Source organism: Serratia sp. HNCC26DJ206, assembly GCF_057180605.1.
The window spans coordinates 19,042-33,436 of the sequence record NZ_JBXUGP010000040.1 but is presented as its reverse complement, the minus strand read 5'-3'; the positions used below and the strand labels follow the sequence as shown (position 1 = coordinate 33,436).

23 protein-coding genes are annotated in these 14,395 nt (G+C 50.4%); 22 read left to right on the top strand and 1 reads right to left on the bottom strand.

Going from position 1 to position 14,395, the window contains the following annotated elements; all coding sequences use genetic code 11:
* Positions 1-22 precede the first annotated feature (22 nt).
* The gene (locus AC2A1E_RS21380; RefSeq protein WP_459400362.1) at positions 23-250 is read right to left on the bottom strand and encodes a protein SlyX; all 228 of its coding nucleotides are present in this window, start codon (positions 248-250) and stop codon (positions 23-25) included.
* A gap of 362 nt (positions 251-612) precedes the next feature.
* Here AC2A1E_RS21380 and fkpA point away from each other — a divergent pair, with 362 nt between their 5' ends.
* From fkpA to rpsQ, 22 genes are all read left to right on the top strand, one after another.
* Entirely contained in the window at positions 613-1,491 is an 879-nt protein-coding gene (fkpA, locus tag AC2A1E_RS21375; RefSeq protein ID WP_484385403.1) for an FKBP-type peptidyl-prolyl cis-trans isomerase, read from the top strand.
* 336 nt (positions 1,492-1,827) lie between these two features.
* Positions 1,828-2,550: a helix-turn-helix transcriptional regulator gene (locus AC2A1E_RS21370; RefSeq protein WP_459400360.1), complete on the top strand. Its 723-nt coding sequence runs from the start codon at positions 1,828-1,830 to the stop codon at positions 2,548-2,550.
* Positions 2,550-2,939 (top strand): sulfurtransferase complex subunit TusD, encoded by a 390-nt coding sequence (gene tusD / locus AC2A1E_RS21365; RefSeq protein WP_484385402.1) that lies wholly within the window; start codon positions 2,550-2,552, stop codon positions 2,937-2,939. Before AC2A1E_RS21370 ends, tusD begins: the two co-directional genes overlap by 1 nt.
* A 9-nt stretch (positions 2,940-2,948) precedes the next feature.
* Positions 2,949-3,308, top strand: coding sequence for a sulfurtransferase complex subunit TusC (gene tusC, locus AC2A1E_RS21360; protein WP_459400358.1), 360 nt, complete (start codon positions 2,949-2,951; stop codon positions 3,306-3,308).
* Between the two features lie 12 nt (positions 3,309-3,320).
* The gene (tusB, locus tag AC2A1E_RS21355) at positions 3,321-3,608 is read left to right on the top strand and encodes a sulfurtransferase complex subunit TusB (RefSeq protein ID WP_484385401.1); all 288 of its coding nucleotides are present in this window, start codon (positions 3,321-3,323) and stop codon (positions 3,606-3,608) included.
* Between the two features lie 142 nt (positions 3,609-3,750).
* Positions 3,751-4,125: a 30S ribosomal protein S12 gene (rpsL, locus tag AC2A1E_RS21350; protein ID WP_024914452.1), complete on the top strand. Its 375-nt coding sequence runs from the start codon at positions 3,751-3,753 to the stop codon at positions 4,123-4,125.
* A gap of 96 nt (positions 4,126-4,221) precedes the next feature.
* Positions 4,222-4,692 carry a 30S ribosomal protein S7 gene (rpsG, locus tag AC2A1E_RS21345; protein WP_021181637.1) on the top strand — a complete coding sequence of 157 codons (471 nt, stop codon included), beginning with the start codon at positions 4,222-4,224 and terminating at the stop codon, positions 4,690-4,692.
* Positions 4,693-4,789: 97 nt separating this feature from the next.
* The gene (gene fusA, locus AC2A1E_RS21340) at positions 4,790-6,904 is read left to right on the top strand and encodes an elongation factor G (RefSeq protein ID WP_484385400.1); all 2,115 of its coding nucleotides are present in this window, start codon (positions 4,790-4,792) and stop codon (positions 6,902-6,904) included.
* A gap of 70 nt (positions 6,905-6,974) precedes the next feature.
* A complete protein-coding gene (gene tuf / locus AC2A1E_RS21335) occupies positions 6,975-8,159 on the top strand; it encodes an elongation factor Tu (RefSeq protein WP_484385399.1) in 1,185 nt (394 codons plus the stop codon).
* A gap of 132 nt (positions 8,160-8,291) precedes the next feature.
* Entirely contained in the window at positions 8,292-8,486 is a 195-nt protein-coding gene (bfd, locus tag AC2A1E_RS21330) for a bacterioferritin-associated ferredoxin (RefSeq protein WP_459402884.1), read from the top strand.
* 74 nt (positions 8,487-8,560) lie between these two features.
* The gene (gene bfr, locus AC2A1E_RS21325) at positions 8,561-9,040 is read left to right on the top strand and encodes a bacterioferritin (RefSeq protein ID WP_484385398.1); all 480 of its coding nucleotides are present in this window, start codon (positions 8,561-8,563) and stop codon (positions 9,038-9,040) included.
* Between the two features lie 367 nt (positions 9,041-9,407).
* A complete protein-coding gene (gene rpsJ, locus AC2A1E_RS21320) occupies positions 9,408-9,719 on the top strand; it encodes a 30S ribosomal protein S10 (protein WP_001181005.1) in 312 nt (103 codons plus the stop codon).
* A gap of 32 nt (positions 9,720-9,751) precedes the next feature.
* A complete protein-coding gene (rplC, locus tag AC2A1E_RS21315) occupies positions 9,752-10,381 on the top strand; it encodes a 50S ribosomal protein L3 (RefSeq protein WP_459400353.1) in 630 nt (209 codons plus the stop codon).
* Between the two features lie 10 nt (positions 10,382-10,391).
* Positions 10,392-10,997 carry a 50S ribosomal protein L4 gene (gene rplD / locus AC2A1E_RS21310; protein WP_004929779.1) on the top strand — a complete coding sequence of 202 codons (606 nt, stop codon included), beginning with the start codon at positions 10,392-10,394 and terminating at the stop codon, positions 10,995-10,997.
* Entirely contained in the window at positions 10,994-11,296 is a 303-nt protein-coding gene (gene rplW, locus AC2A1E_RS21305; RefSeq protein WP_004951179.1) for a 50S ribosomal protein L23, read from the top strand. Before rplD ends, rplW begins: the two co-directional genes overlap by 4 nt.
* Positions 11,297-11,314: 18 nt before the next feature.
* Entirely contained in the window at positions 11,315-12,139 is an 825-nt protein-coding gene (gene rplB, locus AC2A1E_RS21300; RefSeq protein WP_024912205.1) for a 50S ribosomal protein L2, read from the top strand.
* A gap of 14 nt (positions 12,140-12,153) precedes the next feature.
* The gene (rpsS, locus tag AC2A1E_RS21295; RefSeq protein ID WP_004929772.1) at positions 12,154-12,432 is read left to right on the top strand and encodes a 30S ribosomal protein S19; all 279 of its coding nucleotides are present in this window, start codon (positions 12,154-12,156) and stop codon (positions 12,430-12,432) included.
* Between the two features lie 14 nt (positions 12,433-12,446).
* A complete protein-coding gene (gene rplV / locus AC2A1E_RS21290) occupies positions 12,447-12,779 on the top strand; it encodes a 50S ribosomal protein L22 (protein ID WP_002223844.1) in 333 nt (110 codons plus the stop codon).
* 17 nt (positions 12,780-12,796) lie between these two features.
* Positions 12,797-13,495: a 30S ribosomal protein S3 gene (gene rpsC / locus AC2A1E_RS21285; RefSeq protein ID WP_004956187.1), complete on the top strand. Its 699-nt coding sequence runs from the start codon at positions 12,797-12,799 to the stop codon at positions 13,493-13,495.
* Between the two features lie 12 nt (positions 13,496-13,507).
* A complete protein-coding gene (rplP, locus tag AC2A1E_RS21280) occupies positions 13,508-13,918 on the top strand; it encodes a 50S ribosomal protein L16 (protein ID WP_076943277.1) in 411 nt (136 codons plus the stop codon).
* Positions 13,918-14,109: a 50S ribosomal protein L29 gene (gene rpmC, locus AC2A1E_RS21275; RefSeq protein WP_024912203.1), complete on the top strand. Its 192-nt coding sequence runs from the start codon at positions 13,918-13,920 to the stop codon at positions 14,107-14,109. Before rplP ends, rpmC begins: the two co-directional genes overlap by 1 nt.
* The gene (gene rpsQ / locus AC2A1E_RS21270; protein WP_459400352.1) at positions 14,110-14,364 is read left to right on the top strand and encodes a 30S ribosomal protein S17; all 255 of its coding nucleotides are present in this window, start codon (positions 14,110-14,112) and stop codon (positions 14,362-14,364) included.
* Positions 14,365-14,395: the final 31 nt, after the last annotated feature.

The following is a 14,395-nucleotide window of genomic DNA, read 5'->3' as shown; positions in this document are numbered from 1 at the left end:
TTCGGTGGCCTTTTTTACTAATTTAGTAATGTGGCGGCGGCGTTTCTTCTGACTGCGAGGCGATCATTGAAGGTTGCGTAGCACGCAGCTTATCGGTGAGTAAACGCAGATGCTCTTGCAGCTTCAGCATTTCAAGCTGATGCTGTACGACGGTTTGATTAAGCTCTTCAATCGTGACTTCCTGAAAGGCCTGACGGCTTTCCAACTCTTCCAGCCGTTTTAACAGACTTTCGTTGTCGGCATTGTGCATGATATTACCTCTGGTACTGTTCAATCTGGGATACTGGCGCTATGTTAACAGTAGCTGCCAGCTTTGCGCTGCGCTATTTGTGAACGTGGTGTTTGTCGCTCCCACCGCATCTCTAGGATGTGCTGAGAATAAAGGGCGCTTCAAGCCGTAAGGTTGATAATCCAGCGTGTCTGCCATAGGCGAAAGTTCTGAATTATCAGCCAGCTAGGCAGAAGCTGGAAACTTATAGGCAAATCTAGGGTCACACTTTGACTCGATTGGTTAGCTGTGTGACTGTTTTGTTTTGTTTCAGGCAGCTATAGTAGCCCGGTTAACTTACTTAATGATCGTTTGAGGCATTGCTTCAAACACTGGAGAAATGGATGAAATCTTTGTTTAAAGTCACGCTTCTGGCAACTACCATGGCTTTCGCTCTGGGTACCACTCAGGTAATGGCTGCTGATGCCGCTAAACCCGCTGACACTGCGGCTGCACCCGCTAAACCAGCAGAAGCACCAAGCACTGGCAAGTTCAAGAATGACGATGAGCAGGCTGCTTATGCACTGGGTGCCTCACTGGGCCGCTACATGGAAAACTCGCTGAAAGAACAGGAAAAACTGGGTATCGCACTGGATAAAGACCAGTTGATCTCTGGTGTTCAGGATGCATTTGCCAACAAGAGCAAACTGAACGATGCAGATATCGAGAAAACCCTGCAGAGTTTTGAAGCGCGCGTGAAGGCTTCTGCTCAGGCGAAGATGGAGCAGGATGCGAAAGAAAACGAAGCAAAAGGCGCTAAATACAGTGAAACCTTCGCCAAAGAGAAAGGCGTGAAAAAAACTGAGTCTGGCTTGCTGTACCTGGTAGAGAAAGAAGGTGCTGGTGAAGCACCGAAAGACAGCGATACCGTGGTAGTGAACTACAAAGGGACTCTGACCGACGGTACTGAGTTTGACAACTCTTACACCCGTGGTGAGCCGCTGTCATTCCGTCTGGATGGGGTGATCCCTGGCTGGACCGAAGGCCTGAAGCAGATCAAGAAAGGCGGCAAAATCAAGTTGGTTATCCCACCAGCGCTGGCCTACGGTAAAACGGGCGTCCCGGGCATCCCTGCTAACTCCACTCTGGTCTTCGACGTTGAGTTGCTGGATGTGAAACCAGCGGCTAAAGCCGACGAGAAAGCCGTGGAAGAAAAAGCCGTAGAAGAAAAAGCAGCAGAGAAAGGGGCTGAAGAGCCAGCAGCAGACGCTAAAGCAAAATAAGCGTATTTTTCCCCCAACCGCCGCGAATGCCCTTCGCGGCGGTTGTCATTTCAGCCTCACCGAATAATGCAAAATTCCCTGCAACTTTTATTTCTCCCCTTACTGATCGCTTGACGCCTGCCGGGCATCGGGCTTAACGTCACTATCACGCGCAAATGCAAGGATTTTGATCTGGCAGTTTTGCTAGACTCAGGGTCTGGATTTATGAATCATGCGTCTGCCCCTTAGGGCGTGTATCTAAAGCTGTTTCTGGCCTCCCGCTGATGGAACGGAATCTGCACGAGCAGTTTTAGCTGCGTCCCCTGGCACAGGCGATCTATGAGGGTGGTATCTTCGATGTCTAATTCGCTTTTATCCAGCGAAGCCAGCGAACTTGATTTGCTGAATGAGCGTCCGTTTAGCCAGACGGATCATGAAATCCTGAAGTCGTACGAAGCCGTGGTCGACGGTCTGGCAATGCTGATCGGTGCCCACTGTGAAATCGTACTGCATTCGTTGGAAGACCTGAAATGTTCAGCAGTGCGTATTGCCAATGGCGAACATACCGGGCGTAAAATCGGTTCGCCGATCACCGATTTGGCGTTGCGCATGCTGCACGATATGGCGGGTGCTGACAGCAGCGTCTCCAAAGCCTATTTCACCCGCGCCAAAAGCGGCGTGCTGATGAAGTCGGTGACTATCGCTATCCGCAACCGCGAGCAACGCGTGATTGGTTTACTGTGTATCAACATGAACCTTGATGTACCGTTCTCGCAGGTGATACAGACCTTTATGCCACCAGAAATGCAAGAAGTGGCCTCTTCGGTCAACTTCGCCTCTTCGGTTGACGATCTGGTCGCCCAAACGTTGGAGTTCACCATCGAAGAGGTGAATGTCGATCGCAACGTGTCCAATAACGCCAAAAATCGCCAGATAGTGCTCAATCTCTACGAAAAAGGCATCTTTGATATCAAGGATGCGATTAACCAGGTTGCCGAGCGCCTGAATATCTCCAAACATACCGTGTATCTGTATATCCGCCAGTTTAAAAGCGGCGATCTGCTGGGAAGTGAGCGTTGATGCTGAATTACTGCCTGTTGGTCACTGGCCCGGCGTATGGTACTCAACAGGCCAGCAGTGCTTGGCAGTTTGCTCAGGCGTTGCTGGCGGCAGGGCACAAGATCTCCAGCGTGTTTTTTTACCGCGAAGGTGTCTTGAACGGCAATCAACTGACTTCTCCGGCGAACGATGAGTTTGACTTGGTACGTGCTTGGGCAACGTTGTCCAGGCAGCACGGCATTGAGCTGAATATCTGCGTCGCTGCCGCCTTGCGGCGTGGTATCACCGATGAGCAGGAAGCCGCACAGCTTGGGCTGGTAGCGGCTAACTTGCAGGAGGGATTTACCCTCAGCGGTTTGGGATCGCTGGCGGAAGCCGCATTGAGCTGCGATCGCCTGGTACAGTTTTAAGAGAGCAAAATGAAACGAGTGGCGTTTGTTTTTACTCATGGACCCCATGGCAGTTCCGCCGGCCGAGAGGGGCTGGATGCGCTGCTGGCCACTTCGGCACTGAGCGAAGATATTGGCGTGTTCTTTATCGGCGACGGAGTGTTACAGCTTTTGCCTGGTCAGCAACCTGAAAAGATTCTGGCCCGTAATTACATCGCTACTTTCGGCGTATTGCCGTTGTATGACGTTGAAAACTGTTATCTCTGCGAAACCGCGTTGCGGGAGCGCGGGTTGCAACAGGTCACTGACTGGGTGCTGGAGGCAGAGATTCTGCCCGCCGATACGCTGCGCCAAAAGCTAGCCAGCTATGATGTGGTGCTGACTTTCTAGTAGGATATTTTGATGCTGTATACCTTGAGCCATTCTCCGAGTCAGTGCGATTTGCCCGCCTTGCTACGACTCACCACGCCAGATGATGCCTTGCTGTTGCTGCAGGACGGCGTGTTGGCGGGCCTCACCGGCAGCATCCACCTTGATTTGCTGCTCAATGCCCCCATATCCCTTTACGCGCTGCAGGATGATGTGGATGCCAGAGGGCTTTGTGGTCATATTTCGCACAATGTCACACTCATCAGCTATACTCTTTTCGTTGAATTAACCGAAAGGCACCGCAACCAAATGAACTGGTAATGAACGGGATGTTGTATATTTCTTGACACCTCTACTGGTCAGCCATAAAATTCTGCGTCCTCGTACTTTGCCAGTAGTGCATACGAGGGGATTTATCACATGTTTACGAAGCAACAAACGAAGCAAAACCAGGAGCTTTTTAATGGCAACAATTAATCAGCTGGTTCGCAAACCACGCTCTGTGAAGGCTGCTAAAAGCAACGTTCCAGCGCTGGAAGCCTGCCCGCAGAAACGTGGTGTATGTACCCGCGTATATACTACTACCCCGAAAAAACCAAACTCCGCACTGCGTAAAGTATGCCGTGTGCGTTTGACTAACGGTTTCGAAGTGAGTTCTTACATTGGTGGTGAAGGCCACAACTTGCAAGAGCACTCCGTGATCCTGATCCGTGGCGGTCGTGTTAAAGACCTGCCAGGTGTGCGTTACCACACCGTTCGCGGCGCACTTGACTGCTCCGGTGTTAAAGACCGTAAGCAAGCTCGTTCCAAGTACGGCGTGAAGAAGCCAAAGGCTTAATGGTTCTTCGTTAAGTAAGGCCAAACATTTTCACTTTAATGTCAAAATAAACTCGTAGAGTTTTGGACAATCCTGAATTAAAAACGGAGTATTTCCATGCCACGTCGTCGCGTCATTGGTCAACGTAAAATCCTGCCAGATCCTAAGTTCGGATCCGAGCTGTTGGCCAAATTTGTAAATATCCTGATGGTAGATGGTAAAAAATCTACTGCAGAAGCAATCGTCTATACCGCGCTGGAAACCCTGGCCCAGCGTTCTGGTAAAGGCCACCTGGAAGCTTTCGAAGTCGCTCTCGACAACGTTCGCCCGACTGTAGAAGTTAAGTCTCGCCGTGTTGGTGGTTCTACTTATCAGGTTCCAGTTGAAGTTCGCCCGGTTCGTCGTAATGCCTTGGCAATGCGCTGGATCGTTGATGCTGCTCGTAAACGTGGTGATAAATCCATGGCTCTGCGCCTAGCGAACGAACTGTCTGACGCAGCAGAGAACAAAGGTTCTGCTGTTAAGAAGCGTGAAGACGTTCACCGTATGGCAGAAGCCAACAAGGCGTTCGCCCACTACCGCTGGTAATTACCACGCTGTAGTTATGCTAACCAAGCGGGCGCCTCAAGTGGCTAACCCGCTTGGATTAACCGAACTTGAACGCCTAAGGCAATAGAGGAATCAAATGGCTCGTACAACACCCATTGAGCGTTATCGTAACATCGGTATCAGTGCTCACATCGACGCCGGTAAGACCACCACTACCGAACGTATTCTGTTCTACACCGGTGTAAACCATAAAATCGGTGAAGTTCATGACGGCGCTGCCACCATGGACTGGATGGAACAGGAGCAGGAGCGTGGTATTACCATTACTTCTGCAGCGACAACTGCTTTCTGGTCTGGTATGGCCAAGCAGTTTGAGCCGCACCGTGTAAACATCATCGATACCCCAGGGCACGTTGACTTCACCATCGAAGTAGAACGTTCCATGCGTGTTCTTGATGGTGCGGTAATGGTTTACTGTGCTGTTGGTGGTGTTCAGCCGCAGTCTGAAACTGTATGGCGTCAGGCCAACAAATATAAAGTTCCACGCATCGCGTTCGTTAACAAAATGGACCGTATGGGTGCTAACTTCCTGAAAGTTGTTGGTCAGCTCAAATCCCGTCTGGGGGCGAATCCAGTCCCATTGCAACTGGCGATCGGTGCAGAAGAGAAATTCACTGGTGTTATTGACCTGGTGAAAATGAAAGCGATCAACTGGAACGATGCTGATCAGGGCGTGACCTTCGAATATGAAGAGATCCCGGCTGACATGCAGGAACTGGCTGCCGAGTGGCACCAGAATCTGGTTGAATCTGCTGCTGAAGCCTCAGATGAGCTAATGGACAAATACTTGGGCGGTGAAGAACTGACCGAGCAAGAAATCAAAAAAGCTCTGCGAAGCCGCGTGCTGAACAACGAAATTATCCTGGTTACCTGTGGTTCTGCGTTTAAAAACAAAGGCGTACAGGCAATGCTGGATGCGGTTGTCGAATACCTGCCAGCACCAAATGACGTTGAAGCCATCAACGGTATTTTGGATGACGGTAAAGACACGCCGGCTGTGCGTCATTCTGACGACTCAGAGCCGTTCTCTGCACTGGCGTTTAAAATCGCTACCGACCCATTCGTGGGTAACCTGACGTTCTTCCGTGTGTACTCTGGCGTAGTTAACTCCGGCGACACCGTTCTGAACTCAGTGAAGACCGCTCGTGAGCGCCTGGGCCGTATCGTTCAGATGCACGCTAACAAGCGTGAAGAGATTAAAGAAGTACGTGCGGGCGATATCGCTGCGGCTATCGGTCTGAAGGATGTCACTACCGGTGATACACTGTGCGATCCTGCTAGCCCGATCATTCTTGAGCGTATGGAATTCCCAGAGCCGGTAATTTCGGTTGCTGTAGAACCAAAAACCAAAGCTGACCAGGAAAAAATGGGTCTGGCTCTGGGCCGTCTGGCGAAAGAAGATCCATCATTCCGCGTATGGACTGACGAAGAATCAGGTCAGACTATCATCGCAGGGATGGGTGAGCTTCACCTGGATATCCTGGTTGACCGTATGCGTCGCGAATTTAACGTTGAAGCTAACGTCGGTAAACCGCAGGTTGCTTACCGTGAAGCGATTCGCGCGAAAGTTACCGATATCGAAGGTAAACACGCCAAGCAGTCTGGTGGTCGTGGCCAGTATGGTCATGTTGTGATCGACATGTACCCGCTGGAGCCGGGCTCAAATCCGAAAGGCTACGAGTTCATCAATGACATTAAAGGTGGTGTGATCCCAACGGAATACATCCCTGCCATTGATAAGGGTCTCCAGGAACAGCTTAAGTCTGGTCCACTGGCCGGTTATCCGGTAGTTGATCTCGGTGTGCGTCTGCATTTCGGTTCTTTCCACGATGTTGACTCCTCCGAATTGGCGTTTAAACTGGCCGCGTCTATCGCCTTTAAAGATGGCTTTAAGAAAGCGAAACCCGTTTTGCTTGAGCCTATCATGAAGGTTGAAGTTGAAACGCCGGAAGAGAACACTGGTGATGTCATCGGTGATCTTAGCCGTCGTCGTGGTCAACTGAAAGGTCAGGAATCCAACGCTACTGGCGTTCAGATTCGCGCTGAAGTTCCGTTGTCCGAGATGTTTGGATACGCGACTCAACTGCGTTCTCTGACCAAAGGCCGTGCTTCTTACTCCATGGAGTTTCTGAAGTACGATGATGCGCCGAACAACGTCGCTCAGGCCGTTATTGAAGCCCGTGGTAAATAAGCTTTCGGGTTTAACACATTGATCAGTGCTCTCTCCATGAGGGGGGAGCATAAGAGTAAGGAATATAGCCGTGTCTAAAGAAAAATTTGAACGTTCCAAACCGCACGTTAACGTTGGTACTATCGGCCACGTTGACCATGGTAAAACTACCCTGACTGCAGCAATCACCACCGTACTGGCTAAAACCTACGGCGGTAACGCACGTGCTTTCGACCAGATCGATAACGCGCCAGAAGAAAAAGCCCGTGGTATCACCATCAACACTTCTCACGTTGAATATGACACCCCGAGCCGCCACTACGCGCACGTTGACTGCCCAGGGCACGCTGACTATGTGAAAAACATGATCACCGGTGCTGCTCAGATGGACGGCGCAATCCTGGTTGTTGCTGCGACTGACGGCCCAATGCCGCAGACCCGTGAGCACATCCTGCTGGGTCGCCAGGTTGGCGTTCCTTACATCATCGTGTTCATGAACAAATGTGACATGGTTGATGATGAAGAGCTGCTGGAACTGGTAGAAATGGAAGTGCGTGAGCTTCTGTCTGCGTATGACTTCCCTGGTGATGATCTGCCAGTGGTTCGTGGTTCAGCTCTGCAAGCGCTGAATGGCGTGCCAGAGTGGGAAGCGAAGATCATCGAGCTGGCTGGTCACCTGGATTCTTACATCCCAGAACCAGAGCGTGCGATTGATAAGCCGTTCCTGCTGCCAATCGAAGACGTATTCTCCATCTCCGGTCGTGGTACCGTAGTGACCGGTCGTGTTGAGCGCGGTATCGTTAAAGTTGGCGAAGAAGTTGAAATCGTTGGTATCAAAGACACCGTTAAGTCTACCTGTACTGGCGTTGAAATGTTCCGCAAACTGCTGGACGAAGGCCGTGCTGGTGAGAACGTGGGTGTTCTGCTGCGTGGTATCAAGCGTGAAGACATCGAACGTGGTCAGGTTCTGGCTAAGCCAGGCTCTATCAAGCCACACACCAAATTTGACTCAGAAGTGTATATCCTGAGCAAAGAAGAAGGTGGTCGTCATACGCCATTCTTCAAAGGCTACCGTCCACAGTTCTACTTCCGTACGACTGACGTGACCGGTACCATCGAACTGCCAGAAGGCGTAGAGATGGTAATGCCAGGCGATAACGTGAACATGGTTGTTACCCTGATTCACCCAATCGCGATGGATGACGGCCTGCGTTTCGCAATCCGTGAAGGCGGCCGTACTGTAGGTGCGGGCGTTGTTGCTAAAGTTCTCGCTTAATAGCCAGTAACTTGTCAGCACGAAAAGAGGGCACTTCGGTGCCCTTTTTTTATACGATTTATTTAAATGTTAATTGAAATAAAAACCATTCCCATTTAGACTTGCTGTACTGGTTAAGAAGTGAGTCTCTCCATGTACGTATGTCTGTGTAATGCCGTGACTGATAAAGCAATCCGTAAAGCGGTGCGTCAGCACAATCCCCATACCATGAAGCAATTGCGTGACCTGGTGCCGTTCGGCAGTGACTGCGGGAAGTGTATCCGTCAGGCAAGGCAAATTATGGCGGAGGAATGTGCGACTGTTATCCATATGCATGAAGTCGCTTAATTAAAGGTGTGGTTATTTTTTGACTCTTGGTCCGCAGGTTCTACACTTCTAGAACTGCCCAGGAGGACACACCCATGAAAGGCGATAAAAAACTCATTGCTCATCTTAACAAACTGCTCGGTAACGAGCTGGTTGCCATCAATCAATACTTCCTGCATGCGCGAATGTTCAAAAATTGGGGACTAATGCGCCTTAATGATAAGGAATATCACGAGTCTATCGACGAAATGAAACATGCCGATCGTTATATCGAGCGTATTTTGTTCCTTGAGGGGTTACCTAATCTGCAAGACCTCGGCAAGTTGAATATTGGCGAAGATATTGAAGAGATGTTGAGATCTGACCTAGCGTTGGAACTGGAAGGTGCCAAGAACCTGCGTGAAGGTATCGCTTATGCTGATTCCATCCATGATTATGTCAGCCGTGACCTGATGAAGGATGTTTTAGCTGATGAAGAAGAGCATATCGACTGGCTGGAAACTGAGCTGAGTCTGATTGAACGTCTCGGCATTCAAAATTATGCCCAAGCACAGATACTCGAACGTAAAGACTGATTTTCACGGTTTTTCTATAGCCCCTCGCCTGACTCGTGATGTAAGAGCAATAGGTTAGGGGGCTATTATCAATTATTGCCACTTCCTCTGTTTTACCTCAAAGCGTCACTGCAAACCAAAATCGCCGTAATCCTGAGCATATTTCCATCCGTTACTTGCAACCTGGCCCGTTTTGCGTATAATGCGCGGGCTTACCTAATCAAGGTAAGCCTGATTTTAGCGAATCAGTCGATTGGCAAGTCCGCTTTGCCCTTCGAACAATACTCCCGATATGGGGGTTATATGTTGACGATTACACTCCCCCATCAATCGAAATGGGTGTGAGGAGTAATTATTTACGTTTATAAATAATTGGAGCTCTGGTCTCATGCAGAACCAAAGAATCCGTATCCGCCTGAAAGCGTTTGATCATCGTCTGATCGATCAATCAACTGCGGAAATCGTCGAGACTGCTAAGCGCACTGGTGCGCAAGTCCGTGGTCCGATCCCGCTGCCAACTCGCAAAGAGCGCTTTACCGTTCTGATCTCTCCGCACGTCAACAAAGATGCGCGCGATCAGTACGAGATCCGCACTCACAAGCGTCTGGTTGACATCGTTGAGCCAACCGAGAAAACCGTTGATGCTCTGATGCGTCTGGATCTGGCTGCCGGTGTAGACGTGCAGATCAGCCTGGGTTAATCAGGTCATTGAGCGATTGAGAGGTTGAAACAATGATTGGTTTAGTCGGTAAAAAAGTGGGTATGACCCGTATCTTCACTGAAGATGGCGTTTCTATCCCAGTAACCGTAATTGAAATTGAAGCGAACCGCGTGACTCAGGTTAAAGACCTGGCGAGCGACGGGTACCGTGCCGTTCAGGTCACTACCGGTAGCAAAAAAGCTAACCGTGTGACTAAACCGGAAGCGGGTCATTTCGCTAAAGCTGGCGTTGAAGCTGGCCGTGGTCTGTGGGAATTCCGCCTTGAAGAAGGTCAAGAGTTCACTGCAGGTCAAGAAATTAGCGTTGAGATTTTCTCTGACGTTAAAAAAGTCGACGTTACCGGTACTTCTAAAGGTAAAGGTTTTGCTGGCACTGTAAAGCGCTGGAACTTCCGTACCCAAGATGCTACCCACGGTAACTCCTTGTCTCACCGCGTTCCGGGTTCTATCGGTCAGAACCAGACTCCGGGCAAAGTGTTCAAAGGCAAGAAAATGGCTGGCCACCTGGGTGACGAGCGTGTAACCGTTCAAAGCCTGGACGTAGTACGTGTTGACGCTGAGCGCAACCTGCTGCTGGTTAAGGGTGCTGTACCGGGCGCAACTGGTGGCAACCTGATCGTTAAACCAGCTGTGAAGGCGTAAGGGGATAGCAATGGAATTAGTATTGAAAGACGCGCAAAGCGCGCTGACTGTTTCCGAAACTACCTTCGGTCGTGATTTCAACGAAGCGCTGGTACACCAGGTTGTTGTTGCTTATGCAGCAGGTGCCCGTCAAGGTACTCGTGCTCAGAAGACCCGTGCTGAAGTAACTGGTTCCGGTAAAAAACCGTGGCGTCAGAAAGGTACTGGCCGTGCGCGTTCAGGTTCTGTAAAGAGCCCGATCTGGCGTTCCGGTGGTGTAACCTTCGCTGCCAAGCCACAGGACCACAGTCAGAAAGTAAACAAAAAGATGTACCGCGGCGCGCTGAAAAGCATCCTGTCCGAACTGGTACGTCAAGATCGTCTGATCGTTGTCGAGAAGTTTTCTGTAGAAGCGCCTAAAACTAAGCTGCTGGCACAGAAACTGAAAGATATGGCCCTGGAAGATGTGCTGATCGTGACCGGTGAACTGGATGAGAATCTGTTCCTGGCTGCGCGTAACCTGTACAAGGTTGACGTGCGCGATGTAGCAGGTATCGACCCAGTCAGCCTGATCGCCTTCGACAAAGTGGTTATGACTGCTGATGCTGTGAAGCAAGTTGAGGAGATGCTGGCATGATTCGTGAAGAACGTTTGCTGAAAGTGCTGCGTGCACCGCACGTGTCTGAAAAAGCATCCGCTGCGATGGAAAAAAGTAACACCATCGTTCTCAAAGTTGCCAAAGACGCGACCAAAGCAGAAATCAAAGCTGCAGTGCAGAAACTGTTTGAAGTCGAAGTCGAAGACGTTAACACCCTGGTCGTTAAAGGGAAAGTGAAGCGTCACGGTCAGCGTGTTGGTCGTCGTAGCGACTGGAAAAAAGCTTACGTCACCCTGAAAGAAGGCCAGAACCTGGACTTCATCGGCGGCGCAGAGTAAGTCGGAGGAGTAAGAACAATGGCAATTGTTAAATGTAAACCTACATCTCCGGGTCGTCGCCATGTTGTTAAAGTGGTTAACCCTGAGCTGCACAAGGGTAAACCTTACGCCCCGTTGCTTGAGAAATTGAGCAAAAGCGGTGGCCGTAACAACAATGGTCGTATCACCACCCGTCATATCGGTGGTGGCCACAAGCAACACTATCGTCTGGTTGACTTCAAACGCAACAAAGATGGTATCCCTGCTGTGGTTGAGCGTCTGGAGTACGATCCGAACCGTTCCGCGAATATCGCGCTGGTTCTGTACAAAGACGGCGAACGCCGTTACATCCTGGCGCCGAAAGGCCTGAAAGCTGGTGACCAGATCCAATCTGGTGTTGATGCTGCAATCAAAGCGGGTAACACCCTGCCGATGCGCAACATTCCAGTCGGTTCAACGGTTCATAACGTAGAAATGAAACCAGGTAAAGGCGGCCAGCTGGCTCGTTCTGCTGGTGCTTACGTTCAGATCGTTGCACGTGATGGTTCCTACGTAACTCTGCGTCTGCGCTCTGGCGAAATGCGTAAAGTTCCAGTTGATTGCCGCGCCACCCTGGGTGAAGTCGGTAACGCTGAACATATGCTTCGCGTTCTGGGTAAAGCAGGTGCTGCACGTTGGCGTGGTGTTCGTCCTACCGTTCGCGGTACGGCGATGAACCCAGTCGATCACCCGCACGGTGGTGGTGAAGGTCGTAACTTTGGTAAGCACCCGGTAACTCCGTGGGGCGTTCAGACCAAAGGTAAGAAGACCCGTAGCAACAAGCGTACTGACAAGTTCATCGTACGTCGCCGTAGTAAAAAATAATTAGAGGATAAGCCATGCCACGTTCTCTCAAGAAAGGTCCTTTTATTGACCTGCACTTGCTGAAGAAGGTAGAGAAAGCGGTGGAAAGCGGTGACAAGAAGCCTTTGCGCACTTGGTCCCGTCGTTCAACGATCTTTCCTAACATGATCGGTTTGACCATCGCTGTCCATAATGGTCGTCAGCACGTACCAGTGTTCGTTTCCGATGAAATGGTCGGTCACAAACTGGGTGAATTCGCGCCGACTCGTACTTATCGCGGCCATGCGGCTGATAAAAAAGCTAAAAAGCGCTAAGGTAGGAGGAAGAGATGGAAACTATCGCTAAACATCGCCACGCTCGTTCTTCTGCTCAGAAGGTTCGCCTTGTTGCAGACCTGATCCGCGGTAAGAAAGTGTCGCAAGCTCTGGAAACCCTGACCTACACCAACAAGAAAGCTGCTGGTCTGGTTAAGAAAGTGCTGGAGTCTGCCATTGCTAACGCAGAACACAACGATGGCGCTGACATCGATGATCTGAAAGTCACGAAAATCTTCGTCGACGAAGGCCCAAGCATGAAGCGCATTATGCCGCGTGCAAAAGGTCGTGCAGATCGCATCCTGAAGCGCACCAGCCACATTACTGTGGTTGTGTCCGATCGCTGAGACTCTGGAGACTAGCAATGGGTCAGAAAGTACATCCTAATGGTATTCGCCTGGGTATTGTCAAACCTTGGAACTCTACTTGGTACGCGAATACCAAAGAATTCGCTGACAACCTGGACAGCGACTTTAAAGTTCGCCAATTCTTGACTAAAGAACTGGCGAAAGCTTCCGTTTCGCGCATCGTTATCGAGCGTCCTGCGAAGAGCATCCGTGTGACTATTCACACCGCTCGTCCAGGCATCGTTATCGGCAAGAAAGGTGAAGATGTCGAAAAACTGCGTAAGGTCGTAGCGGATATCGCTGGCGTTCCTGCGCAAATTAACATCGCCGAAGTCCGTAAACCGGAACTTGACGCTAAATTGGTTGCTGACAGCATCACTTCACAGCTGGAACGTCGCGTTATGTTCCGCCGTGCTATGAAGCGTGCTGTACAGAACGCAATGCGTCTTGGCGCTAAAGGTATCAAAGTTGAAGTAAGCGGCCGCCTTGGCGGTGCTGAAATCGCGCGTACCGAATGGTACCGTGAAGGTCGTGTTCCGTTGCACACACTGCGTGCGGATATCGATTACAACACATCTGAAGCGCACACCACTTATGGTGTAATCGGCGTTAAGGTATGGATCTTCAAAGGTGAGATCCTGGGTGGTATGGCTGCAGTTGAACAACCGGAACCGGCTGCTCAACCTAAAAAGCAGCAGCGTAAAGGCCGCAAGTAAGGAGAGTCGCTGATGTTACAACCAAAGCGTACAAAATTCCGTAAGGTGCACAAGGGCCGCAACCGTGGTCTGGCGCAAGGTACGGATGTTAGCTTCGGCACTTTCGGTCTGAAAGCTGTTGGCCGTGGCCGTCTGACTGCTCGTCAAATCGAAGCAGCTCGTCGTGCAATGACTCGTGCAGTTAAGCGTCAAGGTAAGATCTGGATCCGTGTATTCCCGGACAAACCGATCACCGAGAAGCCGCTTGAAGTGCGTATGGGTAAAGGTAAGGGGAACGTGGAGTATTGGGTTGCCCTGATCCAACCTGGTAAGGTCCTGTACGAAATGGACGGTGTGCCGGAAGAAATCGCCCGTGAAGCGTTCAAGCTGGCAGCAGCGAAACTGCCGATCAAAACCACCTTTGTAACTAAGACGGTGATGTAATGAAAGCACAAGAGCTGCGTCAAAAAAGTGTTGAAGAGCTGAACACTGAGCTGCTCAACCTGCTGCGTGAGCAATTTAACTTACGCATGCAGGCGGCGAGTGGCCAACTGCAACAAACTCACCTGTTGAAGCAAGTGCGTCGTAATGTCGCACGTGTTAAGACTTTACTGACTGAAAAGGCGGGTGCGTAAATGACTGATATTATCCGTACTCTGCAAGGTCGTGTTGTTAGTGACAAAATGGAGAAATCCATGGTTGTTGCTATCGAACGTACGGTGAAACACCCAATTTACGGGAAGTTCATCAAGCGTACGACTAAGCTGCATGTACATGACGAGAACAACGAATGTGTGATCGGCGACGTGGTAGAAATCCGCGAATGCCGTCCACTGTCTAAGACTAAGTCTTGGACGTTGGTTCGCGTTGTAGAGAAAGCGATTCTGTAATAGAGTAGCTGGCTCTAACTTAATAAACGGC